Below are 21,215 nucleotides of genomic sequence, written 5' to 3'. Positions count from 1 at the left end.
GCCCACCGACGGGATCGAACCGTCGTCGTCGACCGCCCCGTCCGGGGCTTCGAATGGGATGGATGGGCCGGTAGCTGGGAGCGACCGGCCGCACTGTTCCGGGACCGTGGTCTCGTTTCAGTTCTCTCAACCGACTCGGTGTCTACGCGAGTTGCTGCTCGAACGGGTTGTGCGACCCGTCGTTGTGCCGGCACTGCTCGGCGTAGAAGTCCAGGTTGAAGACGATCGAGTCGCCCTGGATCTCGTTCCCCACCTCGAACGGGAGGTGCCATTCCAACGCGATACAGCGCGTGTCGGAGTTGGGGTAGCACTGCCGGCCGTCGCGGTTCCGGTCCGAATCGAGCGGGTAGCCACCCGCGATGCCGTCGACTTCGTAGTCGTCGACTGTCCCGTCCGGGTTAACTGGCGCGGGCTGCGTGAGCAGGTCGTACAGCGACCCCTGGAAGATCGCCTGTTCGCCGCCGGCAGTGAAGCCGATCTCCTCGGCGACGCTGGTTTCGGGGTCCGTGTTCGGGTCCGCCGGACCGTTGATCGCCTGATCGATGTCCGGATCGGGGACGAGCATGAACTTGTGGTTGCCCGGAAGCGTGCTGATCTCTTCGAGCGTGTCGATGCTGTCGCCGAGTACGCCGAATCCGATGACGAGGTATCGGTCAACTTCACCGCCGTTCTGACGGAGGTTGTCGCTCGCTGCCGCGAGGAAGTCGCTGGTCTCGACGTTGATCCCGTTCGTTACGACGACCATGATCCGGTCTTCGTCCTCGGGGCATGTCGCGAGCGCGTCCGAACCAGTCTCGATCGCGTTCACTAGATCGGTGTCTCCGTCGAGTGACTGGTAGTCGATCGTCTGGAGACCGGTAGAGTCCTCGTAGTTCCCCCCATCAGTACCGATGATATCGCCGACATCGCTCGTCGGAGTGAGAACGGTGTCCGCCACCGCCGTCCAGTTGGTCAGCCCAACGCTGAACGGACTGGTGTCGCCGTCGGAAGACTCCGCGCCGTCTTTGGTGTCGAGCCGTCCAACGTACTCCTCAAGTGCCTCGATCAGAAGTTCGTCTTTCAGTTCGTCTTGCGAACCGGGAGCCTGACTCCCCATCGAGTCCGTGTTGTCGACGACGAACTGGATACAGGCACCAGCCCCCTCGTCGAAGAAGTTGTCACAGTCGTCGTCGTACCAGAGCGTGGCGTCTATCTCCTTGGCGAACTGCATCTCCTCTTCTGCAGCCGCGATCAGGGCTTCATCATCGAGATCGCCGTAGATCTCCGTGAGCGCTTCGCGTTTGGGGTCGTTCAACCCGCCGACGGTGTGCTGGTAGTTGCTCGCGTTGAGCCAGAGATACGCCGGATTGTCGAAGACGTGTTTGCTGATCGTGATCTCGCCGCGGTCGCCGGGCTTGACGTCGTCGAGGTCGATCACTGGCCCGACGAACTCGTGGTTGCCGGTGCCGTCAGTCTCCGTTCCGTCGAAGCTCGCGAACTGGCCGCGGTAGCCGGCCTCGATCTCGTCGTCGTCCGCGTCAGCCGGAAGGCCGACCAGCGTCGGGTCCTCCTGCAGTTGGAACCGCGTGTAGATCGGGTCCTGCAAGTTGTCGCCGTTCAGGTCCGGATAGGCGTTGATCGGCTCCCACGTCGTGTGGTCGTCCGGATCCTGTCCGTCGATTCCGGTGTAGTAGCTCTGCTGCCAGTCCATCCGGAGCTCGACCGCTCCGGCTTCTATCGTGTTGTCCGTGAAGCTCTCCTCGTCGCTGAAGAACGCGGTGGTTCCGAGCCCTGCGCCGGCGCTCGCGACGCCGATGGCCCCGAGTCCGCCGAGTAGTTTACGGCGGGAGAGTCGTGTGTTTGGGTTTTCGTTTGTCATTGTGTATGAGTGTCCGAAATCGTTGGTTCGTCCGGTTCTTGGCCTAGCAGTTCACTTACTCAGGACTCCCGTCGACGACCTCGATGTCGTTCTGGAACGGCGTCTCGTTGTGGCGGCACTGCTCGGCCTCGAAGTGCACGTCGCCCTCGAAGATCGCGCCCTGAACGGCGTTACCGGGTGAGTCGGAGGCCTCGAGCGGACCGAACTCCACGCTGCCGACGGTCACGGTCTCGCCGACATCGGCGCGGCTCGGCAGGTAGAGGTAGACGCAGAGTTCGACGGCGTCCGCGGGTTCGCCATCGGCACCCTCCATCAGCTCGCACGGCTGGTGGCAGTACTCGGGGTCCTCGCCGCCCACGGCGTGAACGAGACCACCCGCCGCAAACTCGTCGACGAGTTGGCCGAGCGTGCCCTGGAACACGACTTCAGTGTCGCCGTTCTGGTCCTCCAGCGTGACCACCGCGAGCATGAAGTCGCCGAGCAGACCGTCCGCGTCGACGTGGTTGACACCGTTGTCGTTGCCCGCGGTCTCCTCGGAGGAGAGCGTGATCTGGATGTAGCCGGGGTTGTACTTCACGCACGGGTCCCAGCAGTACTTGTAGCTGTCTCCGGGTTTCGCGTCGGTGATGTCGAGGAACCCCTCGGCGAAGTCGCGGTCGCTGTCATCGACCATGTCGTCGAATGTCTGTTCATCGGGGCCGATCCCATCCTGGTCGACCATGTGGGTCGTCTGGCTCACCATGAGCTCGAACTGTCCGGCCGTGATCGTGTTGTCCTGGAAGCTCTCCTCGTCGCTGAAGAACGCCGTCGTCCCGAGCCCCGCACCCGCGGAGGCAACGCCGACTGCCCCCAGTCCGACCAGCATCTTGCGCCGCGAGAGTCCGATTTTGTCGTTATCCATTGTGTATCATCCCCTGTGGGGAACTCCCACCGACGGAGTCGAACCGTCGGACGCCACTGTGGGAAGCCGCGGTCCGGCGGCGACGCGCAGCCAGACGGATTAACGGGGGTTACTGGAGCGTCGCGCCCTGCCCGTTCTCGCTGCTGGTGAAGTTGTCGGTACCGGAGTAGGGACCACCGACCGGGATCCCGACGGACGGTGCTTCGCCGCCGGCACTCGCGTTGAAGCCGAAGGCGTAGTCGTTGCCGCCGGTTTCGAGGTCGGATCGCGGGACCGCGATGACCGCCTGGTTTCCGAACTTGGCTGTGACGATCGTCGACGGAACAGGCGACCACGAGCCAACGTCCTTCTCCCAGTTAGGCGTGCCGTCCACCTCGGAGTAGAGAAAGTCGTCTCCGCCCTCCGCATTCCAGGCAACCTGGTAGTCGTAGTTGCCGCTGTCGTCGAGGTCGAACGGCATCGAGAAGTTGGCGACCGCGAAGTTCGGGTCGGCGAGGCTGTACTGGCTGTCGGCGGGTTCGTCGAAAGTGATCCCGTAGACGACCTGGTCGTCGCCGTAGGAGACATCGACGCGGGCGACGCCGTCCGGGATGGGCTGGTTGATCCCGTCCGGGTTGACGTAGTCGGCCGCGTACGACTCGTCCACACACGGGTTCGTCGTCCCGTCGTTGTGCCGCTCCTGTTCCGCGTAGAACTCGAAGTCGAACTCGACGGAATCAGTCTGGATCTCGTTGCCGACGGTCGTGGGAACCTCCCACTCGAAGCAGACGCACGTCTCGTCGATGACGGGGTCGCCGTTGTCGTCGAAGGGAGCCTCAACGCCGTCGAAAGCGGGGCGGTTCGCGACCGGCTGGTCCGGGTCGCCGTCGCCGTAGAGGGGAACGCCGGTCTGGAGCGCCGCCATGACCTCGGCGAGCGACCCGGAGACGATCTCCTCGTCGTCGTTGCCGTCCGCGTCGCAGTACGACACCGTCACCTGCATCGCGTCCGCGAGCTGTCCGTCCTCGGGGATCTCGCCGTAGATCTCTTGGAGTGCGGTCTCCTCGGGTCCGGTCGTTCCGTTCTGGTCGTTCGCGGTCAGCTCCCCACACATCCACATGTACGCGGGGTTGTTCACGATGGAGAAGCAGAAATCGCCCTCGCCGGAGTCGCCGGGCTTCAGGTCCTCTACCTGGATGCTGAGCGGCGTTCCCTTTTCGATAACTATGCCGTCTTCTTCGACGGTCTCTCCAACCACGCCACCGTTGATGAACGTTCCCGGGGGCGTCGAGTACTGTGCGAACGAGCCCTGGTCCTCCGAGTAGTCCACGTGGACGAACAGGTCGAGCTCGCCAGCGGTGAGGGTGTTCTCCTCGAAGCTCTCCGAGTCACTGAAATACGCCGTCGTTCCGAGTCCTGCACCCGCGGAGGCCACGCCGACGATGCCCAGCCCACCGAGCATCTGTCGCCGCGAAAGGCCGAAGTCGCTGTTGTCGTTGTTGCTCATGATTGCTCCTGGCTGCACTGCCAGTACCCCCTCCTTAGCGGTAGGGGGGATAGTTACGAGCAGACACGTCGGATCCTAACCGCACCATCGACGGTTCTAACGAGCCGTTCGACTCGAAACACCCGAAATCAACCGTTTGAAGGCGTCACCTACCATCGAGCGATCACTGAACTCCGCATCCGATGAGACGCCTACCGGTCCGGATAGGCGTCCCTACCGTTCGCTTCGGAGTCCCTACCGCACTCTCTGGGAGTGCCTACCGTGCTCGTCGTCGATGTTGAACGACACAGGTGGGTGTTCCTACCGTCGAACCCGGGATCAGTCAGCACACGACTGCTACCACGGCACACGGTAGTACGCGGCGCATACATATCTCCCCACACGTCGACCCTCTCTCATCGAGGTGTTTCACAGTTCAATGCAGATCCGTTCCGACGCCCTTCCGGAGACCGTCATCCACGACGTGCTCTCAAACAGCCGCCGAAAACACGCGCTTCGGGAGCTGCGTACGAGGGGCGGGGCGATCTCCGTCCGGGAGCTGTCGGAGGCGATCGCCGCCGACGAGACCGGCACGAGTCCCGCACCGGCGTGCGTTCGGGAGAGCGTGTACGCCTCGCTCCACCAGACACATCTCCCACGACTCCACGAGCTCGGGGTTGTCGAGTACGACCGGGGCCGCAAGGAGGTCCGTACGTGTCAGGGCGCACGGGACGTGGGGCGGTACATGGAGGTGGTCACCGGCTACGGCGTCACGTGGACCGAGCTGTATCAGGTGCTCGGCGTGGTCACCCTGCTCGTCGTCCTCGCCGCGCAGCTGGAGGCACCGCTCGTCGGCACGGTCGACCCGATCCTCTGGACCAGCGGGGCGCTCGCGGTGTTCGCGGCGGTGACGCTCGTCCAGCTCTGGCGGGCGTTTCGACTTCCGGCGCGGTTCCGGTGAGGGTCGCGCCTCGATCCGCCTATTCGACCCGCGGTTCGGGACGGAGCGCTTCCGGTTCTCGCGCCTCCAGCCACTCCAGCAGGTGAACCAGCTGCTCGGTGGCGGCCTCGAACAGCCGCTCGCCCTTCTCCGCGGTCGCGTCCGTCGGGTCGCCGAACGCGCCGTTCGCGGAGTTATCGATCGCGTCGTAGTACGTTCTCGCGCCGTGAACGACGGCGTCCGACTCCTCGAGGTCGACGAGACCGCCGTCACGGGCCTCCGATACCGCCGTCTCGTCGACGAGCTCGGGCGCGATATGGGAGATCATCGCCGTCTCCTTCGGGCCGGCGTGGGGGCCGTTGTGTTCGAACAGCTCGTCGACGAGCTCGGGGATCGATTCGTCCCACATCCACTCGACGGCGTAGATCGTTCCGTCCTCGTGGAGTCGCCGGCCGACCTCGCGGAGGTGCGAGACGTTGCCGCCGTGGGCGTTGACGTACACGACGCGGTCGATCCCGTGGTATGCGAGGTTCCGGGTGACGCTCTCGACGTACTGACGGAACGCCGGGGGGTCGACCCACAGCGTCCCGGGGAACTGTCGGTGGTGCGGGCTCACGCCGATGTCGACGGTCGGCGTTCGGGGGATCCCGGTCTCGTCGGCGGCCGCGGTCGCGAGCGCCTCGGCGATCAGGTGGTCGGTCGCCAGCGGGAGGTGCGGGCCGTGCTGTTCGGTCGATCCGAGCGGGACGATCGCGGTGGAAGCGGCGTCGAGCTCCGCTTGCAACGCCGGCCACGTGTGATCCGCGAGGTACATGCTCGATCGTCGTGCGGGATCGGTATCAACCCCACCCATCGTCGTCGACGGCGCGTGTCGTCACCCTTTTTGTGCCGTGCGGCCGAATTCCTGCGTATGTTCGGAGGAGGCGGTATGAACCCGCGGAAGATGAAGCAGATGATGAAACAGATGGGGATCGATGTCGAGGAGCTCGACGCCGAGCGGGTCGTCATTGAGACGGCTGAGGCCGACCTCGTCTTCGAAGGGCCGCAGGTCACGAAGATGGACGCCCAGGGCCAGGAGACCTACCAGATCGTCGGCTCGCCGGAGGCGGTCGAGAACGCCGGCGCGGGCGGCACGGCCGGCGCGGTGGAGGGCGGCGACGCAGCCGGCGACGCGGCCACTGATGCGGCGGACGACGGGGGGATCCCGGACGGCGACGTCGAGCTCGTCGCCGAGCGGGCCGGCGTCCCGAAGTCGACCGCCCGCGAGACGCTGGAGGACAACGACGGCGACCTCGCGGCCGCGATCGCCGCCCTCGAGTGACCGACGGCTCGTCGACCAACGGCTCATCGGCCGACGGGTCGTCCGTCGACGACCCGTCGACTGACGCCGCGTACCTGTTGGTTCACGAGGACCGCGAGTACCTCCTCGAACCGGGCGCGGAGTTCGGCACCGATCTCGGGGTGATCGAGGTCCCCGAGGACGTCGCCGCCGGCGACACCGTCGAGACGCACCTCGGAACCGTGTTCGAGGTCCGCGAACTGCGCGGACCCGACCTGTTCGACCACCTCGAACGCACCGGCGCGCCGATGATGCCGCGCGACATCGGCCTCGTGTTGGGGCTCACCGGCGTGAGCCGTGGCGATCGCGTCCTCGATGCGGGCACCGGAACGGGGATCCTCGCGGCACACCTCGGACGCGTCGACGCGGACGTGACCTCCTACGAGATCGACCCCGAGTTCGCCGAGGTCGCCCGCGAGAACATGCGGATCGCGGGTGTCGACGACCGCGTCGAGGTCCGGACGGGCGACCTCACGGCGCACCTGGACGCGCTCGCGGCGGACGACCCGTTCGACGTGCTCACGCTCGATACCGGGGACGCGCCGGCGGTCGTCGAACGGGCCGGAGCGCTGCTCGTTTCCGGCGGGTACGTCGCCGTCTACTCTCCGTTCGTCGAGGGCACTCGCGAGGCCGTGCGTGCCGCCCGCGAGGCCGGCCTCGTCGAGATCGAGACGCGCGAGACGATCCAGCGGGAGATGGACTTCTCCGATCGCGGCTCCCGCCCGTCGACGGGCGGCGTCGGTCACACCGGGTACCTCGTGATCGCCCGGGCCCCCTGACCGGGCGCGTCGTGGACGGTTCAGCGGCCTCTTCTCGACTTCCGTCTCGGTCCATAACCGCCGGAACGTTCATTCGGGTTCGTCCGCCAGCTGGCGTATGCCCGGTGCAGACGGCGACGACGCTACCACCGATGTCGACAGCGACGCCAATAGCGACGCTGCCGCCGATGTCGACACCGAGGGTGCTAGCGAACGTGACGGCGGACTCCGGAACGACCTCGCGGATACGCTCGCCGGCCGTCGGAACGTGGTCGCCGTCGGCGTCGACCTCGACGTCGTCCCCGCGGTGCTCGCTGCCCGCCGTCGAACCGACGGGGGATGCTGGCGGATCGCGTGTCGGCCGGGCCTCGTCGACGAGCTCGGGCGAACGTTCGGGCTCGGTACGGCGGTCGCGGAGGCCCGAGCACGCGGTGAGCTAGCGGTCCGGACCGCGACCGGTCCGCGTCCCGACCGGACGCTGTTCGCGACCCCGGACCGGACGGACGCGCTCGCCGGGCCCGACGGGGCGCGAACGCTCGTGACCGAGACCGACTCGGAGCGATCGGCGGCCGCCCACGGCGCGGTCGAGGCGCGGTTCGAGCGTGCCGAGCCAGCGCGGGTCGACATGCCCCACCGGACGGCGGTGGTCGCGGCTGCCCGTCAGCGACTGAGCAGACGGTTCGGCGACGACCTCGAAACGGTTCTCGAAACGGTGGATCTCGACCCCCACGCACTCGACAGATCGCAGGCGGTCGACGACCGGACGCTGTTCGTCGCCCTCGGTGCGCGCCACGACCTCCTGTTTACCGACGTTCGACAGTGGGCGAACGACCTGAACGTCGTGGAGGCACAGCGGTTCGCCGACGCCCGACGGACGCTCGAATCCCGCGGACTCGTCGAGTCAGTCAGGGTTCCGATCGGGAACGGCCGACCGAACAACCGGCTTCGCGCGGCCGACGACACGCTGCTCACGGTCGACCCGGCCGCGTTCCTTCGAGCGGTTCACGAGTGCGTGGGGGCGCGGAGCCCGACGAACGGCCCGGAGTCGGGGAGTCGGACGGGGATCGACTATCGGGACGACGACCGGCCGGTCTGGGATCGGCGTCGCTGATCCGGTGGGGCCGACCGCTCAGAGCCGCCCGTTATCCACCGCGTCGACCATCGTCGACCCGGCCGCCCGCCAGTCCGTCTCCGCGTCGGCGAAGACGCGCTCGGCACGGCGTCTCGCCTCCGAGACGACATCACCGACGTCGACACCGACGATACCGCCCGGAGAGACGAGCTGGACGCCGTCGACGAACACGTCCCTGACGACATCGCTGCCGGCACCGTACACCAGGTTCGGGATCGCGGTGTGAAACGGCGATCGGACCGTGGGTGCCACGCTCGGCCGACCCAGGTCACACACCACGACGTCGGCACGCTTCCCGGGCGAGAGCGACCCGACTCGGTCGGCGATCCCGAGCGCCCGCGCCCCGCCGATCGTGGCGAGCTCGAGTGCGGCGGCCGCGTCGATCGCGGTCGGGTCCCCACGCTCGGCTTTCGACACCATCGAGGTCGTTCGGAGCTCCCGGAGCGCGTCGTGTCCCCCGGGTCCCGGTGCTTGGTCGGTGCCGAACGCGACGACGCCGCCGTGCTCGCGGTACTCGACGATCGGGGGGACGATTCCGTCGATGGCGACGATCGACGAGGGGCACCCGACCATCCGTACTCCGGCGTCCGCGAGCCGCTCGCGTTCGCCCGGGGTCGCGCCGTGGAGGTGGGCCGCGAGCAGATGGTCGCCGAGCAGTCTCTCGTCGTGGAGCACGCCGACCGTGGTCGCTCCCTCGCCGTACCGGGCGGCGATCTGTCTACGCTCGCGGTCGCCCTGGGCGACGTGCATGTGTACGGTTCGGTCCCCCCGTCGCGCCCGGTCGGTGATCGTTTCGAGCAGGTCGAGCGACACCATATCGAGCGCCTGCGGGCCGTACGCCGGCGTAACGAGCGAGTCGTCGGCGAACCGCTCGAACAGCGCCTCGGCGCGTTCGAGCGCCGTCTCCCCGGCCCCGCGGTCGAACGAGTACGGCTCGTCGGGGCCGCCGTCCGTGCGGTCGTCGGGGACCTCGTTGATCGTCTCGGTGGCGACGACACGGAGTCCAAGGGGGCGATACACCCGCTCGACGAGCGTCGCGACCCCCTCGGCGTACTCGCCGAGCGTCGTCGTGCCGGACGCGAGCGCCTCGATCGCCGTCAGTTTCGCGCCGACGACCCCGTCCTCCGGCGTCGCGTGGCTCGCGACCGGCCCGAGCGCTCGGGTCATCCACTCGATCTCGGGGACGTCCTGGGCCGCCCCGCGAAGCAGGGTGTGCCGGCCGTGGACGTGGGCGTTGACGAAGCCGGGAAGCGTGAGGCAGCCGTCGCCGTTCACGGTGCGGTCGGCGTCGGCCGTCTCGACCTCCGCCGCGGGGCCGACGTAGGTTATCTCGCCGTCGGTCCACCCGACCGCGCCGTCGTCGACGATCCCGAGATCGCCGGTCGCGCCGGGGACCGTCGGGTCCATCGTGACGAGCAGCGTGTCCGTGACGAGGGTGTCCATGCCATCGGATCACGTGCCTGTGGCAAGGAACTGTCGGTGGGTGAGAACGCGGAGACGGGAACGACATGCGGACGCGATCGGGTAACAAGAACTAACTCCGGGCGGGACCCTCGATAGGTCATGCCGAAGTTCTCCGACAGGGTGGAGCGGATCTCGATAAGCGGGATCCGCGAGGTGTTCGAGGCGGCCGGCGACGACGCGATAAACCTCGGGCTCGGGCAGCCCGATTTCCCGACGCCCGCACACGCCCGTGCGGCCGCCGTCGACGCCATCGAGTCCGGGAAGGCGGACGCCTACACTGAGAACAAAGGGACCGCCTCGCTCCGGGAGGCGATAGCCGAGAAACACCGAACCGACCAGGGGATCGGCCTCGACCCGGCGAACGTCATTGCCACCGCTGGGGGGAGCGAGGCGCTCCACATCGCCTTGGAGGCGCACGTGAGCGCGGGCGAGGAGGTCATCGTTCCCGACCCGGGGTTCGTCTCGTACGACGCGCTGACGAAGCTGGCGGGCGGCGAACCGGTGCCGGTGCCACTGCGTGAGAACCTCACGATCGACCCCGCCGCGGTCGAGGCGGCGATAACCGAGGACACGGCGGCGTTCGTCGTCAACTCCCCCGGAAACCCGACCGGCGCGGTCTCGTCCGAGGCGGACGTCCGGGAGTTCGCTCGGATCGCCGACGAGCACGACGTGCTCTGTCTCTCCGACGAGGTGTACGAGTACACCGTCTTCGAGGGCGAACACCACTCTCCGATGGAGTTCGCCGAGACGGACAGCGTCGTGGTCGTCAACTCGGCCTCCAAACTGTTCTCGATGACCGGGTGGCGGCTCGGCTGGGTGTACGGCTCCGCCGAGCGCGTCGACCGGATGCTGCGCGTCCACCAGTACGCGCAAGCGTGTGCCTCCGCCCCGGCACAGTACGCCGCCGAGGCCGCGCTGCGGGGCGACCGCGGGATCGTCACGGAGATGACCGACTCCTTCGAGCGCCGGCGGGATATCCTCCTCGACGGGCTGTCGGACGCCGGGATCGACTGCCCCACCCCGAAGGGGGCGTTCTACGCGATGCCGCGGGTCCCCGAGGGGTTCGTCGACGAGTGTCTCGACCGCGGCGTGATCGTCGTCCCCGGCGAGGCGTTCGGCGAGGGGGGTCGCGGCTCCGCCCGTATCTCGTACGCGACCGACGAGGACGAGCTCCGGGAGGCGATCTCGACCATGACCGAGGCGTACGAGGCGGTGCAGTAGTCGGTCGGTTCGAGGCGGTGCATCCCTCAAACCGCTCTGCCGATGTCCCGCAATCCTTGCCAAAACATAACCGTAACGCATTATTGGCTCGCGAGAGGTTTCCGTAAGTTATACCGCCTCCGGCGGAGTACGGCGGCGTAATGGATCGGAACATACAGGTCAGTCGTCTCGACCGGCAGGCGGTCGAGGACCAGGAGGTCGAGATCGTCGAGCGAAAGGGTATCGGACACCCGGACTCCATCTGCGACGGTCTCGCCGAGTCGGTCTCGCGCGCGCTCTCGCAGCTCTACCTCGACCGCGTCGGGAAGGTGCTCCACTACAACACCGACGAGACGCAGCTTGTCGCGGGGCGTGCGGCCCCCGCGTTCGGTGGCGGCGAAGTCGTCGAGCCGATCTACATCCTCGTCGTCGGCCGCGCTACGAAGGAGTACGACGGCGAGCAACTCCCGGTCGACTCCACCGCGCTGCGGGCGGCCCGCGAGTACCTCGCGGAGGCGATCCCCGAGCTGGAGTACGGCACGGACGTCGTCGTCGACGTCAAGCTCGGTGAGGGCTCCGGCGACCTGCAGGACGTGTTCGGCGAGGAGACCCAGCAGGTCCCGATGGCGAACGACACTTCCTTCGGCGTCGGTCACGCGCCGCTCACCGAGACGGAGACGATCGTCCACGAGACCGAGCGCGAGCTCAACACCACCTACTACGCCGACCACCCCGAGCTCGGTCCCGACGTGAAGGTGATGGGGAAACGCGAGGGCGACCGGATCGACATCACCGTCGCCGCCGCGATGGTCGACGCTTACATCGACGACCTCGACGACTACGACGATGCCGTCACCGACGTCCGCGAGTTCGTCGAGGGACTCGCCCGCGACCACACGGACCGCGAGGTCAACGTCGACGTGAACACCGCCGACGACTACGAACAGGGGTCGATCTACCTCACCGTCACCGGCACCTCCGCCGAGCAGGGCGACGACGGCTCGGTCGGCCGCGGCAACCGCGCGAACGGGCTCATCACGCCCAACCGGCCCATGTCGATGGAAGCGACCTCCGGGAAGAACCCCGTCAACCACATCGGGAAGATCTACAACCTGCTGTCGACGCACATCGCCGAATCGGTCACCGAAGAGGTCGACGGGATCCGCGACCTCCAGGTCCGCCTGCTCTCGCAGATCGGCCGCCCGATCGACGAGCCCCACGTCGCCGACGCACAGATCGTCACGGCCGACGGCGTTGACATCGCCGACATCGAAGACCAGGTCGTCGAGATCATCGACGCCGAGCTCGCGGACGTGACCGGGGTCACCCGCCGCGTCATCGACGGCGACGTCTCGACGTTCTGATCGGGACCGCGACCGAACCCGTTCGGATCACTCCGGACACGGGGTCGTTCGAGCGGTAGTGCGCCTTTCTGTGACCGTATATCCGTCGCGGGCAGGTCGCGGAGGTGAGGAGGCGCGCCCCTCCGAGACGAGGTCGTGTGCTCCACGGGGTAATAGGCCAGCGTCATAGGCCAGCCCGATCGTCTCGGCTACTTATATAGTATATAAGTAACGAGCCCACCTGTAGAACTGGTATATAACTGCCGTGTCGGGCTCTTGAGAATCGCCGCGTTGCCCGTTGCCCGCGGGGTCACACGCCGCGAGCGGTCCGGATCCGACGGCCGTTTCGGTGACCGCCCTCTCGACCGCGGGTCACCCCGAGAACTCGGTTTCGCTCACGCGGACGACGAGCGTCTCGTCGACCTCCCGCAGGTCGTACTCGGGGGTCCGACCTTGGACCCGGCGGACGAACATCGGCTCGACGGGCTCTCCGTCGACCAGGCCGAACACCTTGAGGCGCTGGTCGGTCTCCTCGGGAGGGACCTCGCCGTCCCGGACCTCGCGCGCGAGGTCACGCGAGAGCCACTCCTCGCGGGAGACGGACGGCTCCAACACCAGCGCCTCGTCGACGAAGCGCACGAGGTACCAGTGGAGGTCGTTCAACAGCGACACCGCCGCGCCCAGACTCACCGTGTCGACGGCGACGCTGTTCGCGAACGGCTCCGCGATCTCGTACGTCGCCAGCGCCTCGCGCGCCGTCTCCCGTGACAGCAGCTCGTAGGTCAGGTTGACGTCCGGATCGCCGAGGAGACACACCCGCGTCACGGGCGGACCGTCGCGTCGAGTTGGGAAATCGATTGCGGTCCGGTTGCGGGCTCGGGTCGCGATCATCGAACTCGCTTATATACCTCGCCGGGGATCGACCTCGGACACCGGTTTATAACACGATCCGGCGTGGAGGCGGCGTATGGCACGCGTCACGGTCTGGAACGAGTATCGGCACGAGCGCGAGAGCGACACGGTCGCGTCGGTGTACCCCGACGGGATCCACGCGGTCATCGCGGCTGCGCTACGGGAGGCGGGCCACGAGGTCCGGACGGCGACGCTCGACGAGGGTCCCGACCACGGGCTCACCGAGTCGGTGCTCGCCGACACCGACGTCCTCACGTGGTGGGGCCACGCCGCCCACGACGAGGTCCGTGACGAGGTCGCCGCGCGTGTTCACGACCACGTCCTCGACGGGATGGGGTTTCTCCCGCTCCACTCCGCTCACTACTCGAAGCCGTTTACGCGACTGATGGGGACCAGCTGCTCGCTCAAGTGGCGGGAAGCCGCGGAGACGGAACGGCTGTGGGTCGTCGAGCCCGGCCACCCGATCGCCGACGGGATCGGCGAGTACATCGAGCTCGACGAGACGGAGATGTACGGCGAGCGGTTCGACATCCCGCAGCCGGACGCGCTCGTGTTCACTTCCTGGTTCGCGGGCGGCGAGGTGTTCCGCTCGGGGTGTTGTTACCGCCGCGGCAACGGCCGGGTGTTCTACTTCCGCCCCGGCCACGAGACGTATCCGATCTACCGCGACGAGAATGTCCGGCAGGTCCTCCGAAACGCGGTCGAGTGGGCGGCTCCGGGCGACGGTCCGGATCCGGCGTTCGGGAACGCGGACCCGATCGAACCGATCGACACCGACGACGACCGGACGGTTCACTAGCGGGGTCGGAGGCACGCGACGAGCCGCCGGCTCAAGCGTGTAAATCGACCGCCGCTACGGTGCGGACGTTGAAAGGCCGCCGCCTCGCGCAGAGCGCGCGACGACGGGTGTGCCACGCACCGGCGGCCGGTCGAGTACGTTTCCGCCGCGTCCGTATATAAACCCTCGTTCACGCCGCTCACTCCGGCCGGTGGACTTCACCGTCTCGCGTGTCGGCGTCCTTCCGGCGGAGCGCCGCGGCCGCGTTGCTGGCGTCGTAGCCGAACAACACGTCCTTCGCGTACGTCTCGGTGACCTCCGTGGCGTGGATCAGGTCGTCGACGTCGACGTTCACGGCGTACAGTTCGATCGAGAACGGCGTCTCCGGCGGCGCGCCGTGAACGTCGTAGTCGCCGCCGAGTCGCGATCGGAACCCGCGAGCGATCGACTCGAGCCAGTAGGTCGTCGCGTAGTGGAGGTCGTAGACGGGCACGACGAACTCGTCGACGTGATCGGTCAACGCCCCGATGTCCAGACCCGCACGTTCGCGGAGGTGGTCCGGATACGGGTCCGGGTAGAGAGTCAGAAGCGTCCGCCCGGGGATCCGGTCGGCGGCCTCGGCGACGAACTCCGTGATCACGTCCGCACGCCAGTCGCTCCAGTCGTCGTGGTCGCTCTCGGCGAACCGTCGCTCGCACCGCTCACAGTGACAGAACCCCTCGCGGGGGAACCCCACGTCGTCGAGACGGACATCGTCGTTCTCGGCGGCGCAGTCCTCGATGATCTCGAGTAACCCCTCCCGGTACTCCGGGTGGGTGGGACAGACGTACGCCCAGTCGAAGTACTCGCGGTCGCGGGTGGCGGGCTCGCCACGCTCGTCCACCGGCACGAGCTCTGGGTTCTCGCTCGCGGCCGCGTTGTCCCCGAAACACGACACCATGTTCACCGCGTTCGGGAGCGGCGCGGCCGCCCGGCCGGTGACGTCCTTCACCTCGTAAAACCCCAGATCGAACGGCTCCATCTCGACCTCGTCGGCGTTTCGCGTGACGACCCCGTACATGGCAGTCGCTACGCGGGTGAGGGGTAAAAACTGCGGGCTCCCGCCCGCGTGGTCACGTCCGACCGCCTACTCGACTTCGACCGGCTCCTTATCGCCGGCGAAGAGGAAGTACGCGAGGACGACGAGCGACAGCACGAGGAGGAGCTTGAGTTTCTTGCTCATGACGTGTCATCCGACCGTTCGATCGGACCCGGCTAAAACCTATCGGCGACGTGGGCGTCGGTGAGTTCGGTGATACCTCCCGACCGAATATCAGACGTCGATGTGGTCGGCGATGTCCGCGCGCAGGACCGTCGCGCAGTAGTCACACCGGACGCCGTCGTCGATCACGTCGAACCGGGTCTCGACCGGCTCGTCGGCGTTAGTGATACAGTTCCGGTTCGGACAGGATAACACGCCAGCGACCTCGTCGGGACGGGTGACGCGGTTCTTCTCCGCGACCTCGAACTCGCGGATGATGTTGATCGTCGCCTCGGGCGCGATGAGCGAGAGCACGTCCACCTCCGACTGGGAGAGCTCCCGGTCCTCGACCTTGACGACGTCCTTGCGACCGAGTCGGTCCGAGGGGACGTTCATCCCGATCGAGACGCCCAACCCCTCGGAGCCGTCGATCCCGAGGATCGCGAGGACGTTGAGCGCCTGTCCCCCCTCGACGTGGTCGATGACGGTGCCGTTGCGGATCTTCGAGACGCGGAGCTCGTGGTTACTCATTGTCGGCCTCCAGCAGGGTGTCCAGGAGCGCCATACGCACCGGGATACCGTTGTGTGCTTGTTCGAAGTACCGAGCGTGTTCGGTGTCGTCGACGTCGGGCGCGATCTCGTCGACACGCGGCAGCGGGTGCATCACCGTCAGGTCGTCGTTCGCGTCGGTGAGGGTGTCGGCGTCGATCCGGTACTCGCCGGCAACGCGGTGGTACTCGTTCTCGTCCGGGAACCGCTCTTTCTGGATCCGGGTGACGTAGAGGACGTCGAGCTCGTCGAGAACGGTCTCTAACTCTTCGTGTTCGCGCACCTGCGCGCCGGTCTCGTGGAGGTCGAATCGTACCGACCGCGGGAGCCGGAGCGATTCCGGGCTGATGAAGTGTTGTCGGGCGTCGAAGTTGGTGAGCGCGGCCGCGAGCGAGTGGACCGTCCGACCGTACTTCAGGTCGCCCATGATCCCGATCGTGAGGTCGTCGAGCCCGTGGTCCTCCCGGATCGTGTGGAGGTCGAGCAGCGTCTGTGAGGGGTGCTGGCCCGCGCCGTCGCCCGCGTTTATCACCGGCACGTCGACGAACTCGGCTGCCAGCGTCGCGGCCCCCTCGCTCGGGTGACGGAGGACGAGGGCGTCGGCGTACCCCTCGATGACGCGGACGGTATCCGCGAGCGACTCGCCTTTCGACACCGACGAGGAGGCGACGTCGCCCATGTCGATGGTGTCGATCCCCAGCCGCTTGGCGGCGGCGTCGAAGCTCATCCGGGTGCGCGTGCTCGGCTCGAAGAAACAGAGCGCGAGCACGGTCCCCGCGTGCCGGTTCGCGTACGCCGCGGGGTCGGCGGCGACCTCGCGCGCCCGGTCGAGCACCGCCTCGATGTCATCCCGCGAGAGCTGTGTCGCGGTGATGAGGTGGTCCTGACGCATCGTCGGAGAAGGGGGCCGGCAGTATCTTGAATCCCTCGGCTCGACGATCCGTGTCCCTGATCACGGCCGTGGATCGGCCCGCACGCACGGTTTCGAGATCCGCAGCTGGCTACGGCGTGGGGGCTTGTGAGCGACGGCGGACCAGAGACGAGCGGACGCCGGTCGACCGCTCCGTGCGTATAAGTCGCCGGCGACACAACGAGGACCCATGACCGAGAACGACCCGGCGGCGCTCCTGCCGAACGACCGAGTAAAGCAGGCGGCGATCGACGGCGACGTCACGCAGCTACACCGCGGGAACCGGTACGGCGACCCCGGGGACACGTTCGAGGTCGACGGCGTCACCTTCGAACTGACCGAGGTGACGGAACGAACCCTCGGCGACATGACGGACGCGGACGCGAAACGAGAGGGGTCGCCCTCGCTGGAGGCGTACAAAAAGCGGATGGTCCGCGCCCACGGTGGCCAGTTCGACTGGGACGACGACGCGGACGTGGTCCGCCATCGCTTCGCGCGGGTCGACGACGAGTGAGGTCGCCCTCACAGCCGGGAGTCGTCCACGGAGTCGTCGGGAAACACCGTTAGCGCCGACGGCGGGAACCTGACGGTCACCGCGTCGCCGACCGCCGGTGGATCCGTCGCTTGCTCCGCAATGAGCGTCGCGCCGTCGGCCGTTCCGACGGTCACGTCGTAGCGTGTTCCGACATCGCGGACCCGCCGAACCGTCCCGCTCAGTGTGATGGACCGCGGCGGGCCGTCCGTGTCCGTCGGTTCGCCCGTAGCATCCGATCCGCCGGGCTCGACCCGGAGCGTGAGCGCCTCGGGGCGGACGTGGCAAACGACCGTATCGCCCGGCTGGAACCGTGCCCTGTTCTCACATCGATCGATCGTCCGGTTGTCGAGACAGATATCACGCGGCTCGTCGGCGGCCGCGTCGGCGGTCGAGTCGGCGTCGACGACTCGCGCGCGAAGCCGGTTTGAGCGGCCGAGGAACGAGGCCACGAACGGTGTCGGCGGCGACTCGTACAGCGCGCGCGGCTCGCCGACCGCCGATATCGATCCGTCGTCAAACACCACGAGTCGGTCGGCGAGCGCCATCGCGTCCGCCTGGTCGTGGGTGACGAACAAGGTCGCCACGTCTGTCTCGCGCTGGATCCGGTCGATCTCGTCGCGGAGCCGGTCCCGAAGCGTCCTGTCGAGCGCGGAGAGCGGCTCGTCGAGCAGCAACACGTCCGGCTCCGGGGCCAGTGCCCGAGCGAGCTCGACGCGGCGTCGCTGTCCGCCGCTTAACGCCTCGGGCGACTCGTCCGCCCGCGCCCGCAGATCGACTAGATCGAGGTACTCGGCGACCCGCTCATCTCGCCGGGCCCGCCCCGTCCCGCACGCGGTGAGCCCGTAGGCGACGTTCTCGCCCACGGTCATGTGCGGGTACAGCGTCGACTGCTGGAAGACGAGCCCCACGTGGCGGGACTCCGGCGGGGCGTCGGTGACGTCGTCGCCCCGCAAGCGCACCCGGCCCGCGGTCGGGTCGATGTGGCCGGCGATCGCTTGAACGAGCGTCGTCTTGCCGCACCCGCTCGGCCCCAAGAGGGCGACCAACTCCCCGGGCTCGACCCCGAAAGACACGCTATCGAGCGCCCGCTCGGTACCGTACTGATGAGTGATGTCGGCGATCTCCAACGCCAAGGATCGACCGCCGTCAGCCGTCACCGTGCGACTCCCGTCGGTCGTCACGCGCCGATCGTCGTGGGTCGTCACGCGTCGACCACCGTCGGCACGCTGCCGACGCGCTGGACGACCGCGAGGAGGGCGAGCGTGATCGCGAGGAGGGCGAGCGCGAGCGGGACGACCGCGTCGATACCGCCCGAGATGAAGTCGACCCAGATGCGGGTCGGCATCGTGCGTGGGTTGTACGCCACCATCATCGTCGCGCCGAATTCCCCGATCGCCCGCGCGAACGTCAGCGTGATCCCGGCGAGGATCGCGCCCCGGGCCATCGGGAGCGAGACGTTGCGGAACGTCGCGAGCGGGCCGTGTCCGAGCGACCGGGAGGCCTGTTCGAGCCGTTCGTCCACCCGCGCGAAGCCGGCGCGAGCGGTGATCACGACGAACGGCGCGGCGACGAACGTTTGTGCGAGCACCACGCCGACCAGGCTGTCCGTGAGCGGAACACCCACGGCGGCGGCCGCGGCACCGATCGGCGTGAACCGGCCGACAGCGGTCAGCAGCATCGCTCCGCCGACGACCGGCGGGACGACGAGCGGGAGGATCACGAGCGCGACGACCAGGCGCTTGCCGGGGAACGACCGGCGGGCGAGGACGTACGCGAGCGGCACCCCGCACGTCGTCGCGATCGCCGTCGCGATCGGGGCCGTGAGAAGCGAGTTGCGGACCGCCTCGCGGGCCGCGGGCGTCGACAGCGCGGCGAGGACGTCCGCAGTGCCGGTCCGCGCGAGGAACGCGACGAACGGGAGGAGGAAGTAGGCGAGCAGCAGCCCGCCGAACAGCGTCGGTAGCCACAGCCCGGACCGGTCCACCCAGTGTTCGCGCGGGGAGGCGACGTGGCCGCCGTCCGATCGGGTCGCGTCCGTCATCGCTCGACCGGCGGGGGGACCGAGCCGTTCGCTCGCGGCAGCTCGTTGCTCACGGTGAGTCCCGCGTCACGCAGCAGGTCCGGGGAGTCGGCGAGGAACCGGACGAGTCGATGCCCCGCCTCCGGAGCGTCGGCGCGGTCGATGACCGTCGCGTTGTACAAGACGGGGCGGCCCCTGGCGGTGTATCCCTCCTCGTCGGTGGTGTAGGTGACCGTGGCGTACTGGTCGGCCAGCCCGGGGTCGGCGAAGCTGTACGCGGCGGGGAACGTCCGGAAGGGGACGTCGTGGTCCACGGCCATGTTGCGGTAGACGACGGCCGCGGCGCGGGAGCCGGCTTCAACCCCCGCCAGCAGCTGGGGTTCGTCCGGTTCCCGGTACACCCGGTCGAGCATCGCGTCCCGGAAGCCGTCGAGGTCGTGCTCGTGCTCGGCGAGCTCGAACGCCTGGACGGCGCGGTAGCCGAGCGGGTCGAGGTCCGGGTCCCCGATCGCGATCTCCCCGGGGTCGGCGTCGCGAGCGACCGCGTACCACGGCTCGCCGTCCGCCAGCCGGCGGCCGAGCGGGACGTCCGGGGCGTACGCGATGCCGACCGCGTTGCTCGCGAACTCGACGTCCCAGTCGGTGACCCCGTCGTAGAGGCGGTCGCGGAGCAGCGTGGCGTCGGCGCTGACGACGACGTCCGGGTGTTTCGTCCCGTCCTCGACCATGCGCATCACGGCGTTGGCCCCGTAGTACTCGCCGTGAACGGCGATCCCGGTTTGGGCCTCGAACGCCGGGGCAACGTGGTCCTCGAACGTCGTCGCCAGGCTGCCAGCGGACAGCACGCGCACCGACTCGCCGCCGGCGTCGAGATAGCCGGCGACGGTACCCACGCCCGCGAGCCCCCCGATCGTCGCGAGCGCCCCCCGACGACTGATCCACCGCCCGTCGTCGTCGTGGCTCGTCTCCATACACGATCCGTCTCTCCCCCGCTCCGTATAACTGTATCCGATTCCTATTTGGTGAAAAAACAACCTCGAGTGATTTCTCTCAGGCTTCGAAACGGGGTGTGATCGGGGATCGTTCCGCGATCCGTGTAACGGGGATCGGTTATGATACCGGTCTGAACGGGTGGGTCGGTGTGCGTGGGTGGGTCGGCATGAACGGGTGGGTCGGTGCGTCGGTGAGTCGGTGAGCCGACGGTCGCATCCGCGGGTCCGCGCCGGTCGCTTCCGTCACGCCGAAGTCGGCACACGTCCCGATCGGGAGCGCTATCGTGAGAAGACGCTATCGGCGGTGGCCGCCCCGACGACGCTGAACACGGAGCCGACGCTGATCGCTTTAAACGTGATGAGTGCTATCTCGCGGTTGGAGTCGACGGATCCGAGGAACGTGTCCGGCGCATCGAACAGCAGCGCCAGGATCGTCACCGATCCGAACGCGACCAGCATCAACGAGAGGAACCTGACCGGTACCCTGCCGATCCGCTGTTCATCGGACGGGTCCCGGTTCGTGTCCGCTTTATATAGTGTCGCGTATCCGATGCCGCAGACGACGCCGATCGTCGCGATCGCCTGGAGGAGACTCATGTTCTCCGCTAACAGCCAGACCTCCTCGGTCACCACGAACGGGCCGGCGAGGAGAAACCCCCCGACGATCTGCTGGGCCGAGTCAGCCACCCGGAACTTCCGTGGACGTCGTGGTCGCGGTACTTTCATACGCTCCTAACGGTCACAGGGGTTGAAGTATCGACTGATAGCCCGGTTACGGTTAGCACCGGGCGCGGAGCCGTGACTCTCGCGGTCGTCTCGGTTTATCGCCTCACTCCGACCGTTTCCGAGTCGCTCGCTGTGCTCGCGACTGCTCTCGGA

The 21,215-nt window shown here is 67.7% G+C and carries 20 protein-coding genes and 1 pseudogene; 8 read left to right on the top strand and 13 right to left on the bottom strand.

Annotated elements, in window-relative coordinates; all coding sequences use genetic code 11:
• Positions 1–142: 142 nt before the first annotated feature.
• From ACZ5TV_RS00230 to ACZ5TV_RS00220, 3 genes and pseudogenes are all read right to left on the bottom strand, one after another.
• The gene (locus ACZ5TV_RS00230) at positions 143–1,858 is read right to left on the bottom strand and encodes a SipW-dependent-type signal peptide-containing protein (protein WP_379780156.1); all 1,716 of its coding nucleotides are present in this window, start codon (positions 1,856–1,858) and stop codon (positions 143–145) included.
• A 741-nt stretch (positions 1,859–2,599) separates the two neighbouring features.
• Positions 2,600–2,759 (bottom strand): annotated as a pseudogene (locus ACZ5TV_RS00225) (SipW-dependent-type signal peptide-containing protein); the annotation flags it as partial.
• A gap of 109 nt (positions 2,760–2,868) precedes the next feature.
• The gene (locus tag ACZ5TV_RS00220; RefSeq protein ID WP_379780152.1) at positions 2,869–4,245 is read right to left on the bottom strand and encodes a SipW-dependent-type signal peptide-containing protein; all 1,377 of its coding nucleotides are present in this window, start codon (positions 4,243–4,245) and stop codon (positions 2,869–2,871) included.
• 418 nt (positions 4,246–4,663) lie between these two features.
• On the opposite strand from ACZ5TV_RS00220, the gene ACZ5TV_RS00215 reads away from it, so the two are divergent.
• Complete coding sequence (locus ACZ5TV_RS00215; RefSeq protein WP_379780150.1) at positions 4,664–5,185, top strand: DUF7344 domain-containing protein; 522 nt, start codon at positions 4,664–4,666, stop codon at positions 5,183–5,185.
• A gap of 19 nt (positions 5,186–5,204) precedes the next feature.
• Here the strand turns inward: ACZ5TV_RS00215 and ACZ5TV_RS00210 are convergent, their stop codons facing one another.
• A complete protein-coding gene (locus ACZ5TV_RS00210) occupies positions 5,205–5,978 on the bottom strand; it encodes a creatininase family protein (protein ID WP_379780148.1) in 774 nt (257 codons plus the stop codon).
• A gap of 96 nt (positions 5,979–6,074) precedes the next feature.
• Between ACZ5TV_RS00210 and ACZ5TV_RS00205 the strand changes: the two genes are divergently transcribed.
• The 3 genes from ACZ5TV_RS00205 (at position 6,075) to ACZ5TV_RS00195 (ending at position 8,372) form a co-directional block, all read left to right on the top strand.
• Positions 6,075–6,485, top strand: a complete 411-nt coding sequence (locus ACZ5TV_RS00205) for a nascent polypeptide-associated complex protein (protein ID WP_464383982.1) — start codon at positions 6,075–6,077, stop codon at positions 6,483–6,485.
• A gap of 74 nt (positions 6,486–6,559) precedes the next feature.
• A complete protein-coding gene (locus tag ACZ5TV_RS00200; protein ID WP_464384352.1) occupies positions 6,560–7,282 on the top strand; it encodes a methyltransferase domain-containing protein in 723 nt (240 codons plus the stop codon).
• Between the two features lie 97 nt (positions 7,283–7,379).
• Complete coding sequence (locus ACZ5TV_RS00195; RefSeq protein WP_464383981.1) at positions 7,380–8,372, top strand: transcriptional regulator TbsP domain-containing protein; 993 nt, start codon at positions 7,380–7,382, stop codon at positions 8,370–8,372.
• 18 nt (positions 8,373–8,390) lie between these two features.
• On the opposite strand, the gene ACZ5TV_RS00190 is transcribed toward ACZ5TV_RS00195, so the two are convergent.
• Positions 8,391–9,836 carry an amidohydrolase family protein gene (locus tag ACZ5TV_RS00190; RefSeq protein ID WP_464383980.1) on the bottom strand — a complete coding sequence of 482 codons (1,446 nt, stop codon included), beginning with the start codon at positions 9,834–9,836 and terminating at the stop codon, positions 8,391–8,393.
• Between the two features lie 120 nt (positions 9,837–9,956).
• On the opposite strand from ACZ5TV_RS00190, the gene ACZ5TV_RS00185 reads away from it, so the two are divergent.
• Together ACZ5TV_RS00185 and ACZ5TV_RS00180 are read left to right on the top strand one after the other, a co-directional pair.
• A complete protein-coding gene (locus ACZ5TV_RS00185) occupies positions 9,957–11,078 on the top strand; it encodes a pyridoxal phosphate-dependent aminotransferase (RefSeq protein WP_379780705.1) in 1,122 nt (373 codons plus the stop codon).
• Positions 11,079–11,218: 140 nt separating this feature from the next.
• Complete coding sequence (locus tag ACZ5TV_RS00180) at positions 11,219–12,421, top strand: methionine adenosyltransferase (protein ID WP_379780707.1); 1,203 nt, start codon at positions 11,219–11,221, stop codon at positions 12,419–12,421.
• A 351-nt stretch (positions 12,422–12,772) separates the two neighbouring features.
• Here ACZ5TV_RS00180 and ACZ5TV_RS00175 read toward each other — a convergent pair whose 3' ends face one another.
• Positions 12,773–13,225, bottom strand: a complete 453-nt coding sequence (locus ACZ5TV_RS00175; RefSeq protein WP_379780709.1) for a DUF5804 family protein — start codon at positions 13,223–13,225, stop codon at positions 12,773–12,775.
• A gap of 142 nt (positions 13,226–13,367) precedes the next feature.
• Here ACZ5TV_RS00175 and ACZ5TV_RS00170 point away from each other — a divergent pair, with 142 nt between their 5' ends.
• Positions 13,368–14,111 carry a ThuA domain-containing protein gene (locus ACZ5TV_RS00170; RefSeq protein ID WP_379780711.1) on the top strand — a complete coding sequence of 248 codons (744 nt, stop codon included), beginning with the start codon at positions 13,368–13,370 and terminating at the stop codon, positions 14,109–14,111.
• Positions 14,112–14,289: 178 nt separating this feature from the next.
• Here the strand turns inward: ACZ5TV_RS00170 and ACZ5TV_RS00165 are convergent, their stop codons facing one another.
• From ACZ5TV_RS00165 to pyrB, 3 genes are all read right to left on the bottom strand, one after another.
• Entirely contained in the window at positions 14,290–15,150 is an 861-nt protein-coding gene (locus ACZ5TV_RS00165) for a glycoside hydrolase family protein (protein ID WP_379780713.1), read from the bottom strand.
• 252 nt (positions 15,151–15,402) lie between these two features.
• Positions 15,403–15,861: an aspartate carbamoyltransferase regulatory subunit gene (gene pyrI / locus ACZ5TV_RS00160; RefSeq protein WP_379780715.1), complete on the bottom strand. Its 459-nt coding sequence runs from the start codon at positions 15,859–15,861 to the stop codon at positions 15,403–15,405.
• Positions 15,854–16,771 (bottom strand): aspartate carbamoyltransferase, encoded by a 918-nt coding sequence (pyrB, locus tag ACZ5TV_RS00155; protein WP_379780717.1) that lies wholly within the window; start codon positions 16,769–16,771, stop codon positions 15,854–15,856. The genes pyrI and pyrB overlap by 8 nt, the downstream gene beginning before the upstream one ends.
• A 208-nt stretch (positions 16,772–16,979) precedes the next feature.
• Here pyrB and ACZ5TV_RS00150 point away from each other — a divergent pair, with 208 nt between their 5' ends.
• Positions 16,980–17,303 carry an ASCH domain-containing protein gene (locus ACZ5TV_RS00150; protein WP_379780719.1) on the top strand — a complete coding sequence of 108 codons (324 nt, stop codon included), beginning with the start codon at positions 16,980–16,982 and terminating at the stop codon, positions 17,301–17,303.
• An 8-nt stretch (positions 17,304–17,311) separates the two neighbouring features.
• Here the strand turns inward: ACZ5TV_RS00150 and ACZ5TV_RS00145 are convergent, their stop codons facing one another.
• The 4 genes from ACZ5TV_RS00145 to ACZ5TV_RS00130 all read right to left on the bottom strand — a co-directional run bounded on the left by ACZ5TV_RS00145 (position 17,312) and on the right by ACZ5TV_RS00130 (position 21,062).
• On the bottom strand, positions 17,312–18,457 hold the full coding sequence (locus ACZ5TV_RS00145) for an ABC transporter ATP-binding protein (protein WP_379780723.1): 1,146 nt from the start codon (positions 18,455–18,457) through the stop codon (positions 17,312–17,314).
• A 68-nt stretch (positions 18,458–18,525) separates the two neighbouring features.
• On the bottom strand, positions 18,526–19,365 hold the full coding sequence (locus tag ACZ5TV_RS00140) for an ABC transporter permease (protein ID WP_464383979.1): 840 nt from the start codon (positions 19,363–19,365) through the stop codon (positions 18,526–18,528).
• Positions 19,362–20,315 carry an extracellular solute-binding protein gene (locus ACZ5TV_RS00135; RefSeq protein ID WP_464383978.1) on the bottom strand — a complete coding sequence of 318 codons (954 nt, stop codon included), beginning with the start codon at positions 20,313–20,315 and terminating at the stop codon, positions 19,362–19,364. The genes ACZ5TV_RS00140 and ACZ5TV_RS00135 overlap by 4 nt, the downstream gene beginning before the upstream one ends.
• 300 nt (positions 20,316–20,615) lie before the next feature.
• Positions 20,616–21,062 carry a DUF2391 domain-containing protein gene (locus tag ACZ5TV_RS00130; RefSeq protein ID WP_379782298.1) on the bottom strand — a complete coding sequence of 149 codons (447 nt, stop codon included), beginning with the start codon at positions 21,060–21,062 and terminating at the stop codon, positions 20,616–20,618.
• Positions 21,063–21,215: the final 153 nt, after the last annotated feature.

The organism is Halorubrum tibetense, assembly GCF_055396225.1.
Note: the sequence above shows the minus strand (reverse complement) of the source record. Positions and strands in the feature narration are given on the sequence as shown.